Source organism: Kitasatospora herbaricolor, from assembly GCF_030813695.1.
Lineage (GTDB): Bacteria > Actinomycetota > Actinomycetes > Streptomycetales > Streptomycetaceae > Kitasatospora > Kitasatospora herbaricolor.
The window spans coordinates 3,515,553-3,536,565 of sequence record NZ_JAUSVA010000002.1; the positions used below are offsets into that span (position 1 = coordinate 3,515,553).

Sequence of the window (21,013 nt, forward strand, 5' to 3'; positions counted from 1 at the left end):
CTACATCGCGAGTCCTGGGCCCGGGCACCCAGTGACGTCAGTGCAGCACCTTGAGGCCGACCACGCCGGAGACGATCAGCAGCAGGCAGCCGATCCGGGCCGCCGTGGCGGGGTCGCCGAGGGCCGTCATGCCGTAGAGGGCGGTGCCGATCGCGCCGATGCCGACCCAGACCGCGTAACCGGTGCCGATCGGGATGGAGCGCATCGCGTAGGCCAGGCCGCCCATGCTGAGCACCAGGGCGACGGCGAAGACGACGGTGGGGACGAGGCGGGAGAAGCCCTTGGAGTTCGTGAGGGCGACCGCCCAGACGGTCTCCAGGACGCCGGAGAGGAGGAGCACGAGCCAAGCCATGACGGAACCGATCCTTCGCAGTGATCAGCGGCCGGGTTGCCACTGTCCTGCGCCGTCTTGTCGTGCCGGGTACGACGCGCTCGTCCGGGGCGATCGCTCGCCTGCCTTCGACCGTAGCACGCACCGCCGCCGAAGCCGCCACACGGAATTTACAATAGATATTGACGCACCCCACCCAGGTCCGCATAAGATGAATTCACCGAACAGCGCGACGACAGGAGTTGGACATGAACAGGAAGCCGGTGGCCCTCTCGGCGCCCCGCACCTGTGCCGCTCCCCGGTGTTGTCGGCCCTGTCCCTGCGCCTGAGCGCAGCTTCCCTCCCCCGACGAAGGGCTGAGCCCTCGTCACCCCCACGGCCGTGTGCCCGAGTGGTTTAGGGAACCGCCTGCAAAGCGGTTTACACGGGTTCGATTCCCGTCATGGCCTCGCCTTGAATTGCCGGTCGGCAGAAATGCCGACCGGCAATTCTTCATGTCATTCTTCGGACATTCCCCGGGAATCCGGCGGCGGGATTCCCCTGCCCCGCACGCGGCCGGGCCCGCGACGACGGCCCCGGCCGGTGAGGTCCGCCGCCACGACGACGACGCCCTCCCGGCCCCCGCCGAAACGGGGGCCGGGAGGGCGTCGGGGGTCCGGCGTCGGAGGTCAGGCGCTGACGGCGTCCTCGGCCCGGATCGGCAGGCGGCCGACCGGGAGGCCGGTGGCCGCGCGGACGGCGGCGGCGACCGCGGCGGGGGCGACCACGGCGGGGGCCGCGCTGACGGCCTTGGCACCGAAGGTGGCCACCACGTCGCGCTCCTCCAGCAGGGCCGCGACCCGGACCTCGGGGGTGTCCAGCGCGGTCGGCAGGCGGTAGCCGGTCAGCGAGGGGTTGACCAGCATGCCGCCCTCGGTGCGCAGGTCCTCCAGCAGAGCCAGGCCCACGCCCTGGGCGACACCGGCCTCGATCCGGTCCTCGATCTGGCGCGGGTTGAGTGCCCGGCCGACGTCCTGCGCGACGGTGACGTCGACCACCCGGACGGCGCCGAGTTCGATGTCCACGTCCACCACGGCCCGCATCGCGCAGAACGCGATCGAGACGAAGGCGTCGCCCTGGCCGGCCTCGTCGAGCGGTTCGGTCGGGTGCGGGCGGCACTGGGCGGTGGCCCAGAGTTCCTTGCCCTCCAGCGCCTCGCCGACCGGCATGCCGAGCACGCCGTCGTAGGAGGTGATCTTGCCGTCGGCGATCGAGAGCAGCTCCACCGACATGCCGAAGTTGGCGGCGATCGGCTGCAGCAGCTGGTGGCGGACCATCAGCGCGGCCCGCTCGACGGCTCCGCCGGAGACCCAGGTGTGCCGGCCGCGGGCGGACGGCCCGGCGATCGACTGGTCGCTGTCGACCGGCGCGATGTAGACCTCGCTGACGCCGAGCACGCTCTGCACGATCTGCCGGGCCAGGGTGGCGAAGCCCTGGCCGGAGTCGACGGCGGCGCAGATCACGGTGGCGTGGTCGCCGCTGACCCGCACGGTCGCGGTGGAGACCTCGTCCTCGCCCTCGGCGCCGAGCATGTGCACCATGCCGACCGCGTAGCCGATGCCGCGCCGCACCGAGGCCGGGTCGCCGGCGCCGCCGGGCCCGCCCGGCAGCAGCCAGTCGGCGTCCGGGTCGTCCACCGGCAGGGCGGGCAGCGGCTCGGAGGCGACGGCGTCCAGCAGCGCGGTGACCGGCGCGGGGCAGGTGACGGCCTGGCCGGTGGGCATCGAGTCGCCGGTGGAGAGCGCGTTGCGGCGGCGGATCTCCACCGGGTCCAGGCCCAGCCGGACGGCGAGCTGGTCCAGCTGGGACTCGTACGCGAAGCAGGTCTGCAGGGCGCCCTCGCCGCGCATCCGGCCGGCCGGCGGGTTGTTGGTGCGCACCGCCCAGGCGTCCACGAAGACGTTCGGGCAGACGTAGGGGCCGACCGAGAAGGCGGTGGCGGCGGCCAGCGCCTCGGCGGAGACGTCGGCGTAGGCACCGCCGTCCAGCAGGATCTGCGCCTCGACCTTCACCAGCCGACCCTCGGCGTCCGCGTGGTGGCGGTAGCGCAGCAGGGCCGGGTGCCGGGTGGTGTGGGTGTGGAAGGACTCCTCGCGGGTGAGGGTCATCTTCACCGGGCGGCCGGTGCGCAAGGCGAGCAGGGCCAGGGTGACCTGGAAGGAGAGGTCCTCGCGGTCGGCGGTGGCGCCGGGCACGCCGGTGACGACCAGGCGCACCCGGTCGGGCTCCAGGCCCAGGCAGGCGGCGGTGCGGTCGCGGTCGCCGTGCGGGTCGGTGGAAGACAGGTGCAGTTCGACGCCGCCGTCCGGGCGGGGCACCGCGAGGCCGGCCTCGGCGCCCAGCGGCGCCGGGTCCTGACGGCCGACCTGGTAGAGGCCCTCGACGACGACCTCGCCGACGGCCTCCGGGTCGCCGGTGCGCAGCGGGAGGTGGCGGAACAGGTTGCCGTCCGGGTGCAGCGGCGGGGCCGTGAAGGACTGCTCGGGGTCGGTGACGGGCTCCAGCAGCTCGTAGTCGACCACGATCAGGGCGGCGGCCAGGCGCGCGGTGTCGGGGTGCTCGGCGGCGACCGCGGCGACCGGCTCGCCGTGGTGGCGCACCACGCCGGCGGCCAGGATCGGGCGGTCGGCGACCACCGGGCCCTGCGGGGCGCCGTCGCGGCCGCCGTCCGGGCCGGCCGGCAGGTCCTCGGCGGTGACCACGGCGCGGACGCCGGGCAGCGCGAGCGCGGCGGAGGTGTCGACCGAGACGATCCGGGCGTGCGGGTGCGGGGCCCGGAGCACGGCGCCCCAGAGCAGCCCCTCGGCCCACAGGTCGGAGGCGTACGGGTAGATGCCGAGCGCCTTGGGGAGGGCGTCGGTGCGCAGCGGGGAGCTGCCGAGGCCGAACGGCTCGGGCGGCTCGCCCTCGCCGCCGTCCGGCCGGGCGTTGTCCGCGGGGGGCATTGCCGCGATGTCGCTGGGCGAGGTCATGCGTGGCGGTCCTCGGGAATGGAGGTCCCCGAAGGCTGGGGGACGATGCCGTGCGCGGGGTCGGCGCCGTACGGGACGCCCGCCGGGGCGCCGTCGGTCGGGACGCCGTGCGGGGGCGTGGGGATGTACGGGGTGCCCTGCGCCGGGGTGCCGTCGTAGCCGGTGCCGTCGAAGGCCGTGCCGTGCGCGGGGGTGCTCTCGTAGACCGGGCCGTCGTACGGGGCGTGCTCGAAGTCGGTGGTGTCGTACTCGCCGCTGCGGTAGGCCGGGCCGGGGTAGGGCGCGCCCTGCGGGACGCCCTGCTGGCCGTTCGGGTGGCCGTTCTGCGGGACGCCCTGCTGGCCGTTCTGCTGGCCGGGGACCTGGTAGGGCATGCCCTCGTACGGGGCTTCCTGGTAGCCGGGCGCGCCGGGCAGGTAGGCGCCGTGCGCGGGGGTGCCGGCGTAGGCCCCCTCGGGGTACCCGGGCTGCTGGTAGTAGCCCTGGCCGTGCTGCTGACCGGCGGGGCCCTGCTGGGTGGGGAAGGACGGCACCGGCGGCAGCACCGCGGTGTCGTAGACGCCGGCGTCGTAGGACGCGCCGGGCTGCCCGCCCTGCTCGTGGCCGCCGTAGGCCATCCCCATGCCGGTGCCGGTGCCGGCGGCGGTCGGCTGGCCGGTGCCGTCGCCGTAGGGGCCGGCGTGGTGCTCGCCGGAGGGCCCGGCCGCCGGCTGCCCGTGGTGCCCCGGCTGCCCGTGATGTACCTGGTGCTCGTGGTGCCCCTGGTGCTGGACGGGCTGCTGCTCGGCCGCGGGCGGCTGCGGGTCGTGCTCGACCCAGGCGTCGGAGTCCGCGTAGACCGGGAGCTCACCGGCCAGCGGCACGTCGGCGGCCGACTGCTCGGTGGCCACCGGGGCCGCGGCGGGCCGCTCGGCGGTGCCCTCCTCGGCCGGCGCGGAGCCGTCGTCGGCCTGCTCGGCCTCGACCGCCCGCGCCTCGGCGACGGTCTGCACGGCCGCCAGCACGCCGCGGTAGCCGGTGCAGCGGCAGAGGTTGCCGCAGAGCGCCTGGCGGGCCTCGACCTCGCTGGGGCGGTGGTTGCGCTGCAGCAGGTCGTGCACGGCCATCGCCATGCCGGGGGTGCAGTAGCCGCACTGCACCGCGCCCGACTCGGCCAGCGCCTGCTGGACGTCGCTGGCGGCGCCGCCGGCCGAGAGGCCCTCGACGGTGTTGATCTCGCTGTCGGCGGCCAGCGCGGCCGGAACCAGGCAGCCGGCCACCAGCTGCCCGTCCACCTGCACCGAGCAGGCCCCGCACTCGCCCTGCTCGCAGCCGTCCTTGGCGCCGGCCAGGCCGAGCCGCTCGCGCAGCACGTAGAGCAGGCTCTCGCCGATCCAGGCGTCGGTGACGGGGCGCTCGAAGCCGTTGACCCGCAGCGTGTACGAGGCGCAGGGGCGCATCTCCGCACTCACCGGCGGGGCCGGGTCGAGCGGGCCGGAGTCGAGAGATTCGGTGGTCACTTCAGCGCCCTTCCCAGTGCCCGGCGGGCCAGCACCGATACGGTACGCCGCAGCCGGACGGCGGCGGCGGTCGGCCCCTCGGTCACGGCCTCCCAGGGGCCCTCCGCGGCGTAGCTGTCGGGGACGCAGGCGGCGGCCACGTACTCGCCGAAGGCCGCGGTCGCGGCGGGGTCGATCTCGCGCGAGCCCTCCCAGTCGATGCAGCTGGCGACCCAGGTCTCGGCCTCCAGGGGGCGCAGCGGCACCGGTGCGACGGCGCCCACGGCGCAGCGCACGGCGCGGCGGGCCGGGTCCAGCACGACGGCGACGGAGGCGGTGGCGCGGGCCGGGCCGCTGCGGCCGGTGGCCTTGAGGAAGACCTGGGGGGCGTGCAGCAGCGGGACCCGCACCCAGGTGAGCAGCTCGCCGGGGCGCAGCGGGTCCAGCCCGGTCAGCAGGTGGCTGACCGGGACCTCCCGGGTGGCGCCGGGGCGGGCCAGGGTGGCGGTGGCTTCGAGGGCGGCGAGCACCGGGAGGGTGTCGCCGGCCGGGGCCGCGGTGGCGATGTTGCCGCCGAGGGTGCCGACGTTGCGCACCTGCGGGGGGCCGGCGGTGCGGGCGGCGTCGGCGAGGGCGGGGATGAGCGCGGCGAAGTCGGGGCGGTCCATCCGGGCGTGGGTGAGGCCGGCGCCGAGGACGGCGGTGCCGCCGTCCTCGTAGCGCCAGCCGCGCAGCTCGGTGATCCGGCCCAGGCCGATCAGGGCGGCGGGGCGCAGCCGCCCTGCGTTGACGGCCTCCATCAGGTCGGTGGCGCCGGCCACCGGTACCGCGGCCGGGGTGGCGGCAAGCGCCTCGACGGCCTCGTCGAGGGAGGCCGGCAGCATGATCGTCCGGTTCACCTGGGTCCCACCGTGCTCCACTTGCTCATCGACGACCCGCCCCCATCTGGCAGCACGGCCTGGCCCGTAGGGTACGGGCGATCGGGCAGGGTTGGGCAACTCTGGCACACAAAGCTTGATGATCATTTCTGGGCCGGTGGACAGGTGTGCCCGATTGTGGCCGAAACCAGCCGGTATCAGCTCCGGTCCGGTACGAACCGGAGCCGATTGTTCACCTTTTCTTGACGCACGACGACCGGGTCGAAGTTCCCGACGCCGCCGTCACACCCGCTCGCCCCCCCTGGCGCCCGCGGTGCCGCCGCCGGCGCCAGGGGGGCGCGCCGGTCAGACCCGCGGCGGCGTGCCCTCGATCGGGCGGCCCAGCACCCCGGGCCACTGCTGCCACGGGTGCGGGCCCGCGGCCGGGCGGTACTCGACGCCGAGCGCGTCCAGCCGGGCCAGGTGCGCCGTCATCCGTCGCTCGAAGCCCGCGTAGTCGCGCGCCGCCGGGTCGGCCGGCAGCCGGGACCACGCGACCTCGGCGAAGGCCGCCAGCCTGGGGAAGGCCCGGTAGTCGATGTCCCGGGCGCTGTCCATGAACTCGGTCCAGAGGTTGGCCTGGGTGCCGATCACGTGCCGGGCGGCGACCTCGTCCAGCTCGGCCGGCACCGGCTCGAAGCGGTAGACGTCCTCCAGCGAGCGGACCCAGCCGACCGGGATCGGCTCGTCGTCGCCGGGCCCCTGCCGGTGGTCCAGGTACACGTGCTGCTCGGGGCACATCACCACGTCGTGCCCGGCCCGCGCGGCCGCCACCCCGCCGCCGTAGCCCCGCCAGGAGGACACCGTGGCGCCGGGCGCCAGCCCGCCCTCCAGGATCTCGTCCCAGCCGACCAGCCGGCGGCCCCGCTCGGCGAGCCAGCCGTCGAAGTGCCGGACGAACCAGCTCTGCAGCTCGTCCTCGTCGGCGAGCCCGAGCTCCTTGATCCGCGCCTGGGCGGCGGCGCTGGCCCGCCACTGCTCCTTGGGGCACTCGTCGCCGCCGATGTGGACGTACTCGGACGGGAAGATCTCCAGGACCTCCTCCAGCACCCCCTCCAGGAAGCGCAGGGTCTCGTCCGAGACGTTGAACACGTTCGGGCTGACGCCCCAGTCCGTCCAGACGCCGAGCGCCGCGGTGTCCACCACGTCGCCGTTGCCGAGCTCCGGGTAGGCGGCGACGGCCGCCTGGGCGTGGCCGGGGAGTTCGATCTCGGGGACGACGGTGATCTGCCGCTGGGCCGCGTAGGCGACGATCTCGCGCAGGTCGTCCTGGGTGTAGAAGCCGCCGTGCGGGCGGTCGTCCCGGCGCTGCCCGGCCCGGTAGCCGGTCATCGAGCGCTCCCGCCAGGAGCCCGCCTCGGTGAGCCGCGGGTACCGCTTGATCTCGATCCGCCAGCCCTGGTCGTCGGTCAGGTGCAGGTGCAGGACGTTGAGCTTGTGGACGGCCATCAGGTCCAGGAAGCGCAGCACGTCGGACTTGGGCAGGAAGTGCCGGGAGACGTCGAGCAGGACGCCGCGCCAGGTGAACCGCGGCGCGTCCTCCACGTCGCCGCCGGGCAGCACCCAGCCGGTCCGGCGCAGCGGCGCCCGGCGGTAGGCGTCCGGGCCGAGCAGCTGGCGCAGGGTCTGCGCCCCCCAGAGCGCCCCGGCGGGGCCGCCGGCCGTGACCACGGCCCGGTCGGCCCGGACCGAGATCCGGTACGCCTCGGCCTCCAGCGTGTCGTCGAGGGCCAGCTCGACGCCGGCCGCCGAACCGGGCGGGGCCGGGCGCAGCGCCAGCCCGGTCGCCGCCGTGAGGGCGGTGCGCAGCCACTGCTCGACCGGCTCCAGGCCGGGCGCGGCGGTGAGCGTGGTGTCCTGGTCGAGGAGGAGGTCCTGGTCGGCGAGGCGGACAGAACTCAGCGGGGCAGGGATGAGGTCCATGCCGCCATCCTGCCCCGCCGAACCCAAATGGCATAGACCAATCGTGGGATCGGTTCGGCCGGGCCGCAGGATCGATCCGCCTTTGATCTGCGCAGGTCAGCCGTTGTCCTTGCCGCCGCCCTTGCCGTCGGCCGGCTGGCCGATGCCGTCGTAGATCTCCTTGCACATCGGACAGACGGGGTACTTCTTCGGGTCACGGCCCGGCACCCAGACCTTGCCGCACAGCGCCACCACGGGAGACCCGGAGAGCGCGCTCTCCATGATCTTGTCCTTCTGGACGTAGTGCGCGAAGCGCTCGTGGTCGCCGTCCCCGTGGGACACCTGCGGGACGGGCTCGACCAGGGTGCCGGTGCCGAGGCCGCGCTCGGGCTCAAGAGTGCTCATGAGTGCCAAGTCTATGGGGGCGCCGCGAGGGCGGGCCAGTGTGCGGCGCGGCCCGCCGCCGGGCCCGGCCCCGCCCGGCCCGGCCTCAGTTCAGGGTGGGGTCCTCGGGGTACGTCGCCAGCAGGGCCAGCGGCCCGCGCTGACGCCGCAGCACCGAGCGCCAGAGCCGCTCCGGCTCGGGGCTGGAGATGTCACCGGGCTCGCAGTCCACCAGGTACCAGGCGCCCTCGGCGATCTCCGACTCCAGCTGGCCCGGCGACCAGCCCGCGTACCCGGCGAAGATCCGCAGCCCGCCCAGCTCCCCCGCCAGCACCTCGGGCGGCGCCTCCAGGTCGACCAGGCCGATCGCGCCGTGCACCCGCCGCCAGCCGAGCGGCTCGGCCTGCCCCGGCTCGCCCGGCGCGACGGCCAGGCCCAGCGCCGCGTCCAGCGCCACCGGGCCGCCCTGGAAGACCACCGCGGGCTGCCCGACCATCGCGCCCCACCCGTCCAGCACCGCCCCCACCTCGATCGGCGTCGGGTGGTTCAGCACGACGCCGAGCGCCCCCTCGGCATCGTGGTCGAGGAGGAGCACGACGGCCCGCGCGAAGTTGGGATCGGTGAGCACGGGAGTCGCGACGAGCAGCCGGCCGGTGTGCGAGTGCGCCGCGGTCATGCCTCACATGATCCCGCAGGAGAGCCCGTCCGGGGCACCTCAACACGAAACCCCGCCGGGCCCGCCCACCACCCGTACGGCCCCTTCCGGGGGCGCGCCACCACCCGGAGAGAGCACCATCACCGGAGGAGCAGACGGGAACCAATCACACGCCTACTACCATCTACTGATGGTGGACGCCCTTTCGCGGCGGAAACTCGCTCGCCCGGGCCCCACAGCCGCCCGTTCGACCCCACCACGCCAGGCTCTCCCGCGGAGCCCGGACCCGACCTCTGGCACCCCGGATTGCGAGAACGATGACCGACGACGTCCTGCTGGTTCACGGCGGAAACCCGCTCGAAGGCGAGATCCGGGTCCGGGGTGCGAAGAACCTGGTCCCCAAGGCCATGGTCGCCGCCCTGCTCGGCCAGGGCCCCAGCCGGCTGCGCAACGTCCCGGACATCCGCGACGTCAAGGTCGTGCGCGGCCTGCTGCAGCTGCACGGTGTGACCGTCCGCACCGGCGACGAGGACGGCGAGCTGATCCTCGACCCCTCGCACGTCGAGAGCGCCAACGTCGCGGACATCGACGCGCACGCCGGCTCCTCGCGGATCCCGATCCTGTTCTGCGGCCCGCTGCTGCACCGCCTCGGCCACGCCTTCATCCCGGGCCTGGGCGGCTGCGACATCGGCGGCCGGCCCGTCGACTTCCACTTCGAGGTGCTGCGCCAGTTCGGCGCCACCATCGAGAAGCACCCGCAGGGCACCTACCTGGTGGCCCAGCAGCGGCTGCGCGGCACCAAGATCGAGCTGCCCTACCCCTCGGTCGGCGCGACCGAGCAGGTGCTGCTCACCGCCGTCCTCGCGGAGGGCGTCACGGAGCTGCGCAACGCCGCCATCGAGCCGGAGATCGTCGATCTGATCTGCGTGCTGCAGAAGATGGGCGCGATCATCTCGCTGGGCACCGACCGCACCATCCTGATCACCGGCGTGGACGAGCTGGGCGGCTACAACCACCGCGCCCTGCCGGACCGCCTGGAGGCCGCCTCCTGGGCCTGCGCGGCGCTGGCCACCCGGGGCGACATCTACGTCCGCGGCGCCGACCAGATCCCGATGATGACCTTCCTCAACACCTTCCGGAAGGTCGGCGGGGCCTTCGAGGTCGACGACGAGGGCATCCGCTTCTGGCACCCGGGCGGCGAGCTCAAGGCGATCGCCCTGGAGACCGACGTGCACCCCGGCTTCCAGACCGACTGGCAGCAGCCGCTGGTGGTCGCGCTGACCCAGGCCAGCGGCCTGTCGATCGTGCACGAGACGGTCTACGAGTCGCGGCTCGGCTTCACCAGCGCGCTGAACCAGATGGGCGCGCACATCCAGCTCTACCGCGAGTGCCTGGGCTCCACGCCGTGCCGCTTCGGCGCGCGCAACTTCCAGCACTCGGCGGTCGTCTCCGGCCCGTCCAAGCTGATCGGCGGCGAGCTGGTCATCCCCGACCTGCGCGGCGGTTTCTCGTACCTGATCGCGGCGCTGGCCGCCGAGGGCACCTCCACCGTGCACGGGATCGACCTGATCAACCGCGGCTACGAGAACTTCATGGAGAAGCTCCGTGACCTCGGTGCCCACGTCGAGCTGCCCAGCGAGGAGCTGGTGACGGCCTGACAGCCCGCAGAACGGCCGGTGGCCGGACCCCCGAGGGGGTCCGGCCACCGGCCGTTCCACGCCCGTTCACCGGGCCGCACGACGCCGCCGGGGGCGGACCGACCCGAGTCGGTCCGCCCCCGGCGGTTCACAGCTGCTGCGGGGCTCCTGGGAGCCTGCGGCGTCAGGCGCCCTTGGCGGCTTCCTTCAGCTTGGAGCCGGCGCTGACCTTGGCGCTGTAGCCCGCCGCGATCTGGATCGGCTCGCCGGTCTGCGGGTTGCGGGCGGTGCGAGCCGCGCGGTGGGTGCGCTCGAAGGTCAGGAAACCGGGGATGGTGACCTTCTCGTCGCCCTTGGCGACGACCTCGCCGACGATCTCGGCGAAAGCGGCCAGAACGGCGTCGGCGTCCTTGCGGGTCACCTCGGCGCGCTCGGACAGCGCGGCCACCAGCTCACTGCGGTTCATGTGTACTCCTGTGGTCTGTTCGCGTTGCGGTGTGCAGGGGACCCAGCGGTCGTCCCTCCGGGGGCACCCGGGTGGCCGCTGGTCCGCACACTGTGCTCATTCAGGCATGGGGTCGGTCAGGGGTCGGCTCGTACCCCGAGCCGCGCGCCGTGCATTTTCTGCCCGCGTGCCTGCCTGGGTACGAATCCTGCCCCGACCGGGCCCGAGAAAGCCAATCGGGCCCCGGCGCTGTTGACCCGAACAGCGCCCGCCCGTCGGAACGGTGACGCTCCGTCGGCTCCGGTGCACCGGAGCGGGCGGCGGTCGGGACGACACGCCGGTAGGCCGGGGGGACGTTCCGTACTTGTCGGACACGCCTGCCCCGTTCAGGGCTACCGTACGCCCTGGCGCGGACAAGCCCAAACACGCCCCTCGCCCTTGTGTCGCAAGGGTTCGGGCCCGGCTCGGGCGGGTAGGGTCGCGAGCCGGTCATTTGCCCGGCGGCGTGACGCCCCTGACGGCCCGCTCCGGGCCGGACGGCTCAGAGCTCGACGGCCGGGAAGGACGAGGTGTCCAGCGTCCCCACGAAGCCCGGGGTGGGCCGGTCCCGGGCGGGCTCACACGGGCCGGCGTTGGCCAGCGCGGCCTCGCGCACGGCCGCGGCGACGGTCTTGGCCACGTCCGGGTGGAAGACGCTGGGGATGATGTAGTTCGCGTTCAGCTCCTCGTCCGCGACCGTGGTGGCCAGCGCGCGGGCGGCGGCGAGCATCATCTCGGTGGTGACGTGGCGGCTCTGGGCGTCCAGCAGGCCGCGGAACACGCCCGGGAAGACCAGCACGTTGTTGATCTGGTTCGGGAAGTCGCTGCGGCCGGTGGCGACCACGGCGGCGCTCTGCCGGGCGACGGCCGGGTCGACCTCGGGGTCGGGGTTGGCGAGCGCGAAGACCACCGCGTCCTTCGCCATGGTGGCGAGGTCGTCGCCGTCCAGGAGGTTGGGGGCCGACACGCCGATGAAGACGTCGGCGCCCGCCACGGCCTCCTTGAGGGTGCCGGTGCGGCCGGAGCGGTTGGTGTGCTCGGCGATCCAGCGCAGGCTGTCGTTGAGGTCCTCGCGCCCGCCGTGGACCACGCCGCGGACGTCCGCCACGGTGGCGTGCTCCACGCCGGCCGCCAGCAGCAGCTTGAGGATCGCGGTGCCGGCCGCGCCGGCGCCCGACATCACCACCCGGATCTCGGAGATGTCCTTGCGGACCACCTTGAGCGCGTTGGTCAGCGCGGCGAGCACCACGATCGCGGTGCCGTGCTGGTCGTCGTGGAAGACCGGGATGTCCAGGGCCTCGCGGAGCCGGGCCTCGATCTCGAAGCAGCGCGGCGCGGAGATGTCCTCCAGGTTGATGCCGGCGAAGCCCGGGGCGATCGCCTTGACGATGGCCACGATCTCGTCGGTGTCCTGGGTGTCCAGGCAGAGCGGCCAGGCGTCGATGCCCGCGAAGCGCTTGAACAGGGCCGCCTTGCCCTCCATCACCGGCAGCGCGGCGGCCGGGCCGATGTTGCCCAGGCCCAGCACGGCGGAGCCGTCGGTGACCACGGCGACGCTGTTGCGCTTGATGGTGAGGCGGCGGGCGTCCTCGGGGTTCTCGGCGATCGCCATGCAGACCCGGGCGACACCCGGGGTGTAGATCATCGAGAGGTCGTCACGGTTGCGGATCGGCAGCTTGGACGACATCTCGATCTTGCCGCCGAGGTGCATCAGGAAGGTGCGGTCGGAGACCTTGCCGATGGTGACGCCGTCGATCGCGCGGAGCTTCTCGACGATCTCCTCGCCGTGCGCGACCGAGGACGCGGCGACGGTGACGTCGATCCGCAGCGCCTCCAGGCCGGAGGCGGTGACGTCGAGACCGGTGACCGAGCCGCCGGAGGACTCCACGGCGGTGGTGATCGAGCTGACGGCGCTGCCCGAGGCCGGGACCTCCATCCGCACCGTGATCGAGTTGGAGACACTGGGCACGGTCGCCATCGACGTCCTTCTTCCGTCCACTGAGGGTATGACTCTGAGGGTCTGCAACACCGAGACGCCTTCAACAAAGTGTTGAAGATCGCGCCCAGCGCATGTTAGACCTCGATCGTCGCACCTACCAGGGGGTACGCAGAAATAAAGTTCATTGAGTGTCCGGACTCCACAAAAGAGTCTCCGGCCGGCGGAACCTCGCACCGGAAATCCGCCGCGTGCTCTTGGCGTTCGGAGCGGATGCGTTACATTGGACGGGACACCGGCTCGATCCAAGCCCCCGGGCCCAACCTTAGTCGCTTCGAGCGACCACTTGCCGCGAGGCGAGCATGGCGGGTCGGTGTCACCAACGTCGCGCGAAGGCCCCCACCACCGGTGGGGGCCTTCGCCGTTGACGGAGCGTTGACAGCGCGCCGCCGGAGCGCCCAGCGGCCGGGCCGACGGGCCGGCAGCACCGGGCCGCCGGCCGCCGGCACCGACCGCCCCGCCGGCCGCCGCCGGGTCGGTGGCGGCCGGTGAGGCGGACCGGCGCGGTCAGCCGAGCAGCAGGGCGGGCACCCCGTCCGCGTCCGGCAGGTCGTCCGGCCCGGACAGCACGGTCAGCCGCTGGGTCGCCCGGGTCAGGGCCACGTACAGCACCCGCAGGCCCGCCTCCGACTCGCCGGCGATGCCGGTCGGGTCGGCGACCACGGTGGCGTCGTACTCCAGGCCCTTCGCCTCCAGGCTGCCCAGGGCGACGGCCCGCTCGCCGAGACCGGCGATCCAGCCGGCGGCCTCCGCCCGGCGGTCCATCGGCACCACCACGGCCACCGTGCCGTCCACCTCGCCGAGCAGCCGGACCAACTCGGCCCGCGCCGCGTCGGCGAAGGCCTCCGGCGCCGGGTCGGTGACCGCCGCGAAGCGCGGCTCCACCCCGGTCGAGCGCACCGCGCTCGGCGAGGGGGTGCCCGGCGCGGCCAGCTCCAGCACCTTGGCCGCCACCTCGGCGATCTCGGCCGGGTTGCGGTAGTTCACCGTCAGCGTGTGCCGGCGGCGCGGCTTGCCGGAGAGCACCTCGTCCAGCGCCTCCTGGGCCTCCTTCGGGTGCGGCCAGGAACTCTGCGCAGGGTCGCCGACGATCGTCCAGGTCGCCGTCCGGGCCCGGCGGCCGATCATGCGCCACTGCATCGGGGTGAGGTCCTGGGCCTCGTCCACGATGATGTGCGCGTACTCGGTGCGTTCCACCGGCAGCCGCTCGCGCTGGCGCGAGTTGCGGTCGGCGTAGGTGGTCACCTCGTCCAGGCCGGACAGCAGGTCCACCGCGTCCACCTCGCGCACCTTCGGCCGGGCCGGCTCGCCCAGCAGCAGCTGGAGCTCGTCCACCAGCGCGACGTCGTGCGGGGAGAGCGGGCCCTCGCCGCGGTCGGTCAGCCCGCGCCAGGAGCCGGCCAGCACCCGGGCCTCCTCCGGGGTGACCGCCCGGCGGGCGATCCGGTTGGTGTGCCGGGACTGCTTGAGGGTGGCCAGCACCCGACGCGGCGTCAGCGCGGGCCACCAGGCGTCCAGGAAGTCGAGGAAGGACGCCTCGTCCGAGACGTACTCGTCGAAGGACTCCTTCTCCTCCTGGCGCTGCTCGCGCGCGTAGTGGTCGGCCGGCCGCGGCAGGTGCCGGGTCAGCTCGGACCACAGGGCGTCCAGCAGCAGCCTGCGGGCCCGCGGGCGCAGCAGGTTGAGCGGGGTGCCGCCGGCGCCGACGACGTTGCCTCGGACGGCCTTCAGGCGGCCCGCGTCGAGCCGCAGCACCTCGCCGCGCGCGACCACCTTCAGCTCGGTCGGCGCGCCCAGCTCCAGGGCCGCCCTGGCGGCCCTGCGGAGCAGCTGGACCATCCTGGCCGAGCCCTTGATCCGGGCCGCCTCCGGCGTGTCGTAGGTGTCCGCCTCGATGCCGTCGACCAGCGACCCGACCGCGCGGATCGCGACCTGCCCCTCCTCGCCCAGCGAGGGCAGCACGCCCTCGGTGTACGAGACCAGCAGGGCGGTCGGGCTGACCACCAGGATGCCCCCGGCGTACCGGCGGCGGTCCTGGTAGAGCAGGAAGGCCGCCCGGTGCAGGGCGACCGCGGTCTTGCCGGTGCCCGGGCCGCCGGTGACCAGGGTGGCGCCCGCGGCGGGCGCCCTGATCACCTCGTCCTGCTCCTTCTGGATCGAGGAGACGATGTCCCGCATGGAGTGGCTGCGGGCCCGGCCGAGCGAGGCCATCAGCGCGCCGTCGCCGACCACCGCGAGCTCCTCGCCGGCCAGGGTCGGGGTGAGGTCGGGACGCAGCAGGTCGTCCTCGACGCCGATCACCTTGCGGCCCTTGGAGCGGATCACCCGGCGGCGGATCACCCGGCCCGGCTCCAGCGGGGTGGAGCGGTAGAAGGGCGCGGCGGCCGGGGCCCGCCAGTCGATCACCAGCGGGCCGTACTCGGCGTCCAGCACCCCGAGCCGCCCGATGTGCAGCGTCTCGGCGACGGCCGGGTCGGCCGGGTCGAGCGGGGTGTTGGAGGGGATGCCGTGTTCCTCCGGGGCGTCCGGCCGCTGGAGGTCGATGCGGCCGAAGAGGAAGTCCTCGAACTCGTTGTTCAGCCGCTGGAGGTGCGCCCCGGCCCGGTAGACCTGGGCGTCGCGCTCGGCGAGCGCGCCGGGAGTACCGACCTGGACCCGCTTGGCGGCGTCCTCGAGGATGTACTCGGCCTCGGCGAGCTTCTCCTCCAACCGGTGGTAGACGTTGTCCAGGTGGCGCTGTTCCCCGGCGATCTCGCGGTCGCGGACGGTGTCGATCTCAGTGTTGCTCTGCATGGCCTCGGTGGTTGCGGCGGTGTACTGGGTTGAGCCGTGCGCGCCCAAGGAGCCCCCTGACGTACATCCTGCGGTGGTCGTCCGCCTCGGGAATGAGCGGACAGAAGATCCTACGCCCGAGGCACCGGTCACCGCCGCACCACCTGCCGTTCAGACCCGTACGGCGGCCACCCCGTACTTGCCCTCCGGGTCGGGCGCGGGGCCCGGCGCCGGGTCGACGGCCAGCCGGTAACCGCGTTTGACCACGGTCGCGACCAGCCGGGGCACCCCCAGTGCGGCCCGCAGCCGGGCCATCGCGGTCTCCACCGCGTGCTCGTCGTCGCCGCTGCCGGGCAGCGCCCGCAGCAGTTCGGCGCGCGGGACGACCCAGCCGGGGCGGCGGGCCAGCGCCCGCAGCAGGGCCATCCCGGCCGGCGAGACGGGCCTCAGCCCGCCGTCGACCAGCGCGGCCTGCCCGCGCAGCTCCAGCCGGTGCCCGGCCACGGACAGCTGCCGGGAGCGCTCGGGCAGCTCGGCGGTGAGGGTCTGCACCATGGCGCCGAGCCGCATCCGCTCGGGCCACACGGTGGGGACGTCCAGCTCCTCCAGCGGCACGGCGGTGATCGGGCCCACGCAGACCGGCAGCACGTCCCGGCGCAGGGCGTGCAGCAGGTCGGCGGTCAGGCCGCGCTGCTCGGCCCGGTCGAGCAGGCCGAGCACGGCGGGGGCGCTGGTGAAGGTGACGGCGTCCAGCGCGCCGCCGCAGCAGGCGTCCAGCAGCCGGTCCAGCGGAGCCAGGTCGACGGGCGGCAGCCAGCGGTAGACGGGCACCTCGACCACCTCGGCGCCGGCGGCCCGCAGCGAGTCCACGAAGTCCCGCAGCGGGGCGCCGTGCAGCTGGACGGCGATCCGGCGGCCCTCCACGCCCTGCTCCAGCAGGCGCTCCAGCACCTCCACCGAGGACTCGGAGCGGGCCGACCACTCCTCGCGCAGGCCGGCCGCCCGGATCGCGCCCTTGGCCTTGGGCCCGCGGGCCAGCAGGGAGGCCTTGCCGAGGCACTCGGTGAGTTCGTCGAACAGGCCCCAGCCCTCGGCGGCCTCGATCCAGCCGCGGAAGCCGATGCCGGTGGTCGCGACCGCGATGTCGGGCGGCTCGTTGATCAGGGTGTGGGTGGCGGCGAGCAGGTCCGCGTCGTCGGGCAGCGGCACGATCCGCAGGGCGGGGGCCCGCACGACGGCAGCCCCCCTGCGCTGGAGCAGGGCGGCGAGTTCGTCGGCTCGGCGGGCCGCGGTGATGCCGATGGTGAAGCCTGCCAGGGGCGGTACGGCTGCCGGCGGCGACACGGTCTCGGCGTCCGGCTCGCGGCCGGTCGTCTGGTCGTCCATGGTGCAGGTCCTTCGTCGGGTGGACCGAAATCGTCCCCCGGGGCGGTGTCGCCCCGGGGTCCGGGTGGTTTCCGCAGCGTTTCCTCGTCCGCGGGCTACTGTCGGGTTGTCGGGTTCGCGTCGGTCCTGACCAGGTCAGACTTCGGCGAGGGCGGGGCGCTTGGTCTCGGCGGGGGCGGCCGAGGGGCGGCGCAGGTACACCGCCCAGGTGAGGGCGAAGCACACCCCGTACGCCGCCAGGAAGGAGACGAAGGCGGGCGTTCCGCTCTTGGCGGTGAGGAAGGACTGGCGGAAGGCCAGGTTGATCAGGAGGCCGCCGAGGGCGCCGACCGCCCCGATGACGCCGATCGCGGCACCGGACATCCGCCGCGACCACGCGGCGGCCTGCTCCGGGGTGTCGCCGTGGACGGCGATCCGGTCCTGGGCCTTGGCGTCGAAGATGCCGGGGATCATCTTGTAGGTGGAGCCGTTGCCGAGCCCGGCGAAGACGAACAGGGCGATGAAGCCGACCAGGAAGACCGGCAGGGACTTCACGGACGAGGCCTGGACGACCACGCAGGTGGCGGCGGCCATCGCGACGAAGTTCCAGAAGGTGATCCGGGAGCCGCCGAAGCGGTCGGCCAGCTTTCCGCCGATCGGGCGGATCAGCGAGCCGAGCAGCGGGCCGATGAAGGTCAGCTGGGCCGCCTGCAGCGGGGTGCGGCCGAACTGGTTCTGCAGGACGAGGCCGAAGGCGAAGCTGAAGCCGATGAAGGAGCCGAAGCTGCCGATGTACAGCACGGACATCAGCCAGGTGTGCTTCTCCTTGATCACCGCGGCGAGCGCCCCGGTGTCGGACTTCATCGGCGCCAGGTTGTCCATGAAGAGGGCCGCGCAGGCGGCGGCGACGATGATCAGCGGCAGGTAGATGCCGAGCACGATCCGGGGGTGGGTGGCGCCGGCCCAGGTGATCACGGCGAGCGCGATCAGCTGGATCACCGGGACGCCGATGTTGCCGCCGCCCGCGTTGAGACCCAGGGCCCAGCCCTTGCGGCGCATCGGGAAGAAGGCGTTGATGTTGGTCATCGAGGAGGCGAAGTTGCCTCCGCCGAGGCCGGTGAGCGCCGCCACCAGCATGAAGGTGGTGTAGGAGGTGCCCGGGTGCATCACGTACGCGGCCGCGAGGGTCGGCAGCAGCAGCAGAAGGGCGGAGACCACCGTCCAGTTGCGGCCGCCGAAGCGGGCCACCGCGACGGTGTACGGGATCCGGACGAAGGCGCCGACCAGGGTGGGCATCGCCACCAGGAAGAACTTTCCGGCCGGGTCCACGTGGTACTTGGGGCCCATGAAGAGGACCATGACCGACCAGAGGCTCCAGATCGAGAAGCCGATGTGTTCGGAAAGGACCGAGAAGATCAGGTTGCGGTTGGCGGTGCGCTTTCCGGTGCTCTCCCAGAAGGCCTCGTCCTCCGGATCCCACTGCTGGATCCAGCGGCCGCCTGTTCTCGACGTACCTGCCGTGCTCGTGCTCATCGCTCTCCCCTTGCCTGCCGGCTCCCTGTCCCAACTGACGCTAGGAGGCGGGAGTTTCCGCCTCGTTGTCTCCTGTGACGGCTACGGAACCGTCCTCTCACCCGCTCCGCGGGGTGGGTGTGAGGGATCCGGAACACACGAAAGCCGCCCTCCGCTGGGCGGAGAACGGCTTTCGGGCTGGATCTGCAACATGGGGTGGTGGAGATGCCGGGAATCGAACCCGGGTCCAGTGGAGTGGATTCAGGACTTCTCCGAGCGCAGTCCGCTGTGCTTTTCTCGGCCCTGGCAGTCACGCGGACAAGCCGCCAACAGGCCCAGCTACTGTTTGATTTCCCGCCCACCCTCGTAGCCCGGGTGGACGGTTGAGTTCCCTAGATTATGCCAGGATCCGGGTCGGGAACTCCCCGGGCTGACACCCTTGCGCTATCGCTGCTTAATTAGGCAGCGAGAGCGAACTGGGAATCGCGCTTAGTGTTGGCGATTATTTTTTTGCGACAGATGGTTAACGAGATCATTGCCGCGTTCCTCGGCTCGCTTCTCCTGTTTCGACGTCCCCTGTCGAAACCGATCATCCCCATGTTTATTTGACAAACATCTACTACGACGAGCAGCTTTCTGCTCCGCAGCTCCCGGTCGGTCGCCCTCCCGGTGATGCAGGAGCCATGGTACGCGGTCGGTCTGTCGGCGGTCCAGCTCATTAGGGCCGGGTGGCCCGCGGTGGTCGGCGGACGGGGCTCAGCGCTGGCGCCGGCGGGCCGCCGCCACCGCGCGGGCCGTCTCGCGGGTGTCCTGCTTCTCCCGCAGGGTCTGCCGCTTGTCATACAGCTTCTTGCCGATCGCGAGCGCCACCTCGATCTTCACCCGCCCGTCCTTGAAGTAGAGCGAGAGCGGGACGAGGGTGTGGCCCGCGTCGCTGAGCTTCGACTCGATCTTCCGGATCTCCATCCGGTGCAGCAGCAGCTTGCGCTTGCGCCGCGCCGAGTGGTTGGTCCAGGTCCCCTGGGTGTACTCGGGGATGAAGACGTTGTCGACCCAGACCTCGTGGTTCTGGATGTAGGCGTACCCGTCGACCAGGTTCGCCCGGCCCTCCCGCAGTGACTTCACCTCGGTGCCGGTGAGCACCATGCCGCACTCGTAGGTGTCGAGAATCGTGTACTCGTGCCGCGCCTTCTTGTTCTGCGCGATCAGCTTGTTTCCGGTTTCCTTTGCCATAGCGCCGATCATTCTCGCACTCCGCGGCCGCGCCCGGCAGCCCCTTTACGCCCGCCCGCGAGTCACCCCGCCCGGCGCCGGTCGCACCGCCCGCGGGCCGCCCCGCCCGCGGGCGTCACGCCTGCCGGCCCAGCCCCGCCAGGACCCGCAGGGCCAGTGCGGGCGCGCTCGCGGCGTCCGGCGCCGGCACGTCGGGGTTCAGCCCGGTGCCCTCCGGGGAGCGGCCGGAGGGCGTGTAGTACCGGCCGACCGTGAGCTCCAGGACGGAGCCGTCGGCGAGCCGGCTGGGCTGCTGCACGGTCCCCTTGCCGAAGGTGCGGGTGCCCACCACGACGGCGCGGCAGCGGTCCTGCAGCGCGCCGGTGAGCAGTTCGGCGGCGCTCATGGTGCCGCCGTCCACCAGCACCACCAGCGGCGTGCGGGTGTCGCCGCCGCGCGCGGCGGTCAGCTCGCGCCGCTCGGCGCGGTCCTGGTAGGAGGCGACCGGGCCGCCGTCCAGGAAGACCGAGGCGGTGCCGACGGCCTCCTCGACCAGCCCGCCCGAGTTGCCGCGCAGGTCGAGCACCACACCGGCGTGCGCGCCGCGCACGGCCGCGCGCACCTGGTCGGCCACGCCGCTGGTGAAGGCCCCGACCGCGATCCGCACGACCCCGTCGGCGGTCCGGTCCACGGCGACCTGCCGGCTCTCCAGCAGCGCCCGGCGCAGCGCCACCTCCCGGACCTCGCCGTCCCGGTGCTGGACGGCGAGGGTGACGCTGGAGCCGACCCGGCGCTCCCCCTCCAGCCCGCGCAGCCGGGCCACCACCTCGGTGACCGGCAGGTGGTCCGCCTGCTCCGGGCCGATCTTCAGCAGCCGGTCGCCGGGGGCGATCCCGGCCGCCGCGGCGGGCCCCTCGGCCTGCACCTGGGACACGGCGGTCACGCCGTCCTGGCCCCGGCCCACCGAGAGGCCCACGCCGAGGTAACGGCCGTCCAGGCCCCGGCTGAAGTCGGCGTACTCCTGGGCGCTGTAGTAGGCCCCCCAGCGGTCGCCGTTGGCGCCGAGCAGGCCCTCGGCCTGCTGCGGCGAGAGCGTGGCGCCGGCCGGGTCCTGGCCGGGGGCCGGCACGGGGGCGGCGTCGGCCGAGAGCGCCGGCGGGGCGGCGGGCGGGTCGCCCCACGCCCCGGATGCGGCGCCGGCCAGCAGCACCGCGCCCAGCACCAGGCTGAGCGTGCTCGAATGACGCAGCACGGTACCGCTGAGGTGGCGCGGAGTTTCTGACATGGCATCGGAGTCTAGGCGCAGCTTCGCGGGCCGGGGGCGGAACCGGCCGCCCGGTCGGACAACCGGGGACGC

At 73.5% G+C, this 21,013-nt stretch carries 15 protein-coding genes, 1 tRNA gene, 1 other RNA gene and 1 riboswitch; of the genes, 2 read left to right on the forward strand and 15 right to left on the reverse strand.

Annotation, left to right across the window (positions count from 1 at the left end; genetic code table 11):
- Positions 1–37: 37 nt before the first annotated feature.
- A complete protein-coding gene (locus J2S46_RS15720; protein WP_191290109.1) occupies positions 38–352 on the reverse strand; it encodes a DMT family transporter in 315 nt (104 codons plus the stop codon).
- A 46-nt stretch (positions 353–398) separates the two neighbouring features.
- Positions 399–454, reverse strand: a riboswitch (guanidine-III (ykkC-III) riboswitch).
- Positions 455–708: 254 nt separating this feature from the next.
- Between J2S46_RS15720 and J2S46_RS15725 the strand changes: the two genes are divergently transcribed.
- Positions 709–780, forward strand: a tRNA-Cys gene (locus tag J2S46_RS15725).
- Between the two features lie 219 nt (positions 781–999).
- On the opposite strand, the gene J2S46_RS15730 is transcribed toward J2S46_RS15725, so the two are convergent.
- The 6 genes from J2S46_RS15730 to J2S46_RS15755 form a co-directional block, all read right to left on the reverse strand.
- Positions 1,000–3,342 (reverse strand): xanthine dehydrogenase family protein molybdopterin-binding subunit, encoded by a 2,343-nt coding sequence (locus J2S46_RS15730; RefSeq protein WP_191290110.1) that lies wholly within the window; start codon positions 3,340–3,342, stop codon positions 1,000–1,002.
- Entirely contained in the window at positions 3,339–4,841 is a 1,503-nt protein-coding gene (locus tag J2S46_RS40860) for a 2Fe-2S iron-sulfur cluster-binding protein (protein WP_370882192.1), read from the reverse strand. Before J2S46_RS40860 ends, J2S46_RS15730 begins: the two co-directional genes overlap by 4 nt.
- Complete coding sequence (locus tag J2S46_RS15740) at positions 4,838–5,704, reverse strand: FAD binding domain-containing protein (protein WP_073923132.1); 867 nt, start codon at positions 5,702–5,704, stop codon at positions 4,838–4,840. The genes J2S46_RS40860 and J2S46_RS15740 overlap by 4 nt, the downstream gene beginning before the upstream one ends.
- A gap of 339 nt (positions 5,705–6,043) precedes the next feature.
- Positions 6,044–7,660: a beta-N-acetylhexosaminidase gene (locus J2S46_RS15745; protein WP_191290111.1), complete on the reverse strand. Its 1,617-nt coding sequence runs from the start codon at positions 7,658–7,660 to the stop codon at positions 6,044–6,046.
- Between the two features lie 96 nt (positions 7,661–7,756).
- Positions 7,757–8,044, reverse strand: coding sequence for a DUF3039 domain-containing protein (locus tag J2S46_RS15750; RefSeq protein WP_073923022.1), 288 nt, complete (start codon positions 8,042–8,044; stop codon positions 7,757–7,759).
- Between the two features lie 85 nt (positions 8,045–8,129).
- Complete coding sequence (locus J2S46_RS15755) at positions 8,130–8,699, reverse strand: YqgE/AlgH family protein (protein ID WP_191290112.1); 570 nt, start codon at positions 8,697–8,699, stop codon at positions 8,130–8,132.
- Positions 8,700–8,995: 296 nt separating this feature from the next.
- Here J2S46_RS15755 and murA point away from each other — a divergent pair, with 296 nt between their 5' ends.
- Entirely contained in the window at positions 8,996–10,336 is a 1,341-nt protein-coding gene (murA, locus tag J2S46_RS15760; protein WP_073923020.1) for a UDP-N-acetylglucosamine 1-carboxyvinyltransferase, read from the forward strand.
- Between the two features lie 163 nt (positions 10,337–10,499).
- On the opposite strand, the gene J2S46_RS15765 is transcribed toward murA, so the two are convergent.
- The 8 genes from J2S46_RS15765 to J2S46_RS15800 form a co-directional block, all read right to left on the reverse strand.
- Positions 10,500–10,781: an HU family DNA-binding protein gene (locus J2S46_RS15765; protein WP_030059737.1), complete on the reverse strand. Its 282-nt coding sequence runs from the start codon at positions 10,779–10,781 to the stop codon at positions 10,500–10,502.
- A gap of 520 nt (positions 10,782–11,301) precedes the next feature.
- Positions 11,302–12,777 carry an NAD-dependent malic enzyme gene (locus J2S46_RS15770; protein WP_191290113.1) on the reverse strand — a complete coding sequence of 492 codons (1,476 nt, stop codon included), beginning with the start codon at positions 12,775–12,777 and terminating at the stop codon, positions 11,302–11,304.
- 525 nt (positions 12,778–13,302) lie between these two features.
- Positions 13,303–15,588: a HelD family protein gene (locus J2S46_RS15775; protein WP_229912722.1), complete on the reverse strand. Its 2,286-nt coding sequence runs from the start codon at positions 15,586–15,588 to the stop codon at positions 13,303–13,305.
- Between the two features lie 150 nt (positions 15,589–15,738).
- Positions 15,739–16,953, reverse strand: coding sequence for a uroporphyrinogen-III synthase (locus J2S46_RS15780; protein WP_191290114.1), 1,215 nt, complete (start codon positions 16,951–16,953; stop codon positions 15,739–15,741).
- Between the two features lie 135 nt (positions 16,954–17,088).
- Positions 17,089–18,465: a nitrate/nitrite transporter gene (locus tag J2S46_RS15785; protein ID WP_191290115.1), complete on the reverse strand. Its 1,377-nt coding sequence runs from the start codon at positions 18,463–18,465 to the stop codon at positions 17,089–17,091.
- Positions 18,466–18,661: 196 nt separating this feature from the next.
- Positions 18,662–19,041, reverse strand: a transfer-messenger RNA (tmRNA) gene (ssrA, locus tag J2S46_RS15790).
- 159 nt (positions 19,042–19,200) lie between these two features.
- A complete protein-coding gene (gene smpB / locus J2S46_RS15795; protein WP_073923016.1) occupies positions 19,201–19,677 on the reverse strand; it encodes an SsrA-binding protein SmpB in 477 nt (158 codons plus the stop codon).
- A gap of 115 nt (positions 19,678–19,792) precedes the next feature.
- Positions 19,793–20,941, reverse strand: coding sequence for a S41 family peptidase (locus J2S46_RS15800; protein WP_191290116.1), 1,149 nt, complete (start codon positions 20,939–20,941; stop codon positions 19,793–19,795).
- Positions 20,942–21,013 lie beyond the last annotated feature (72 nt).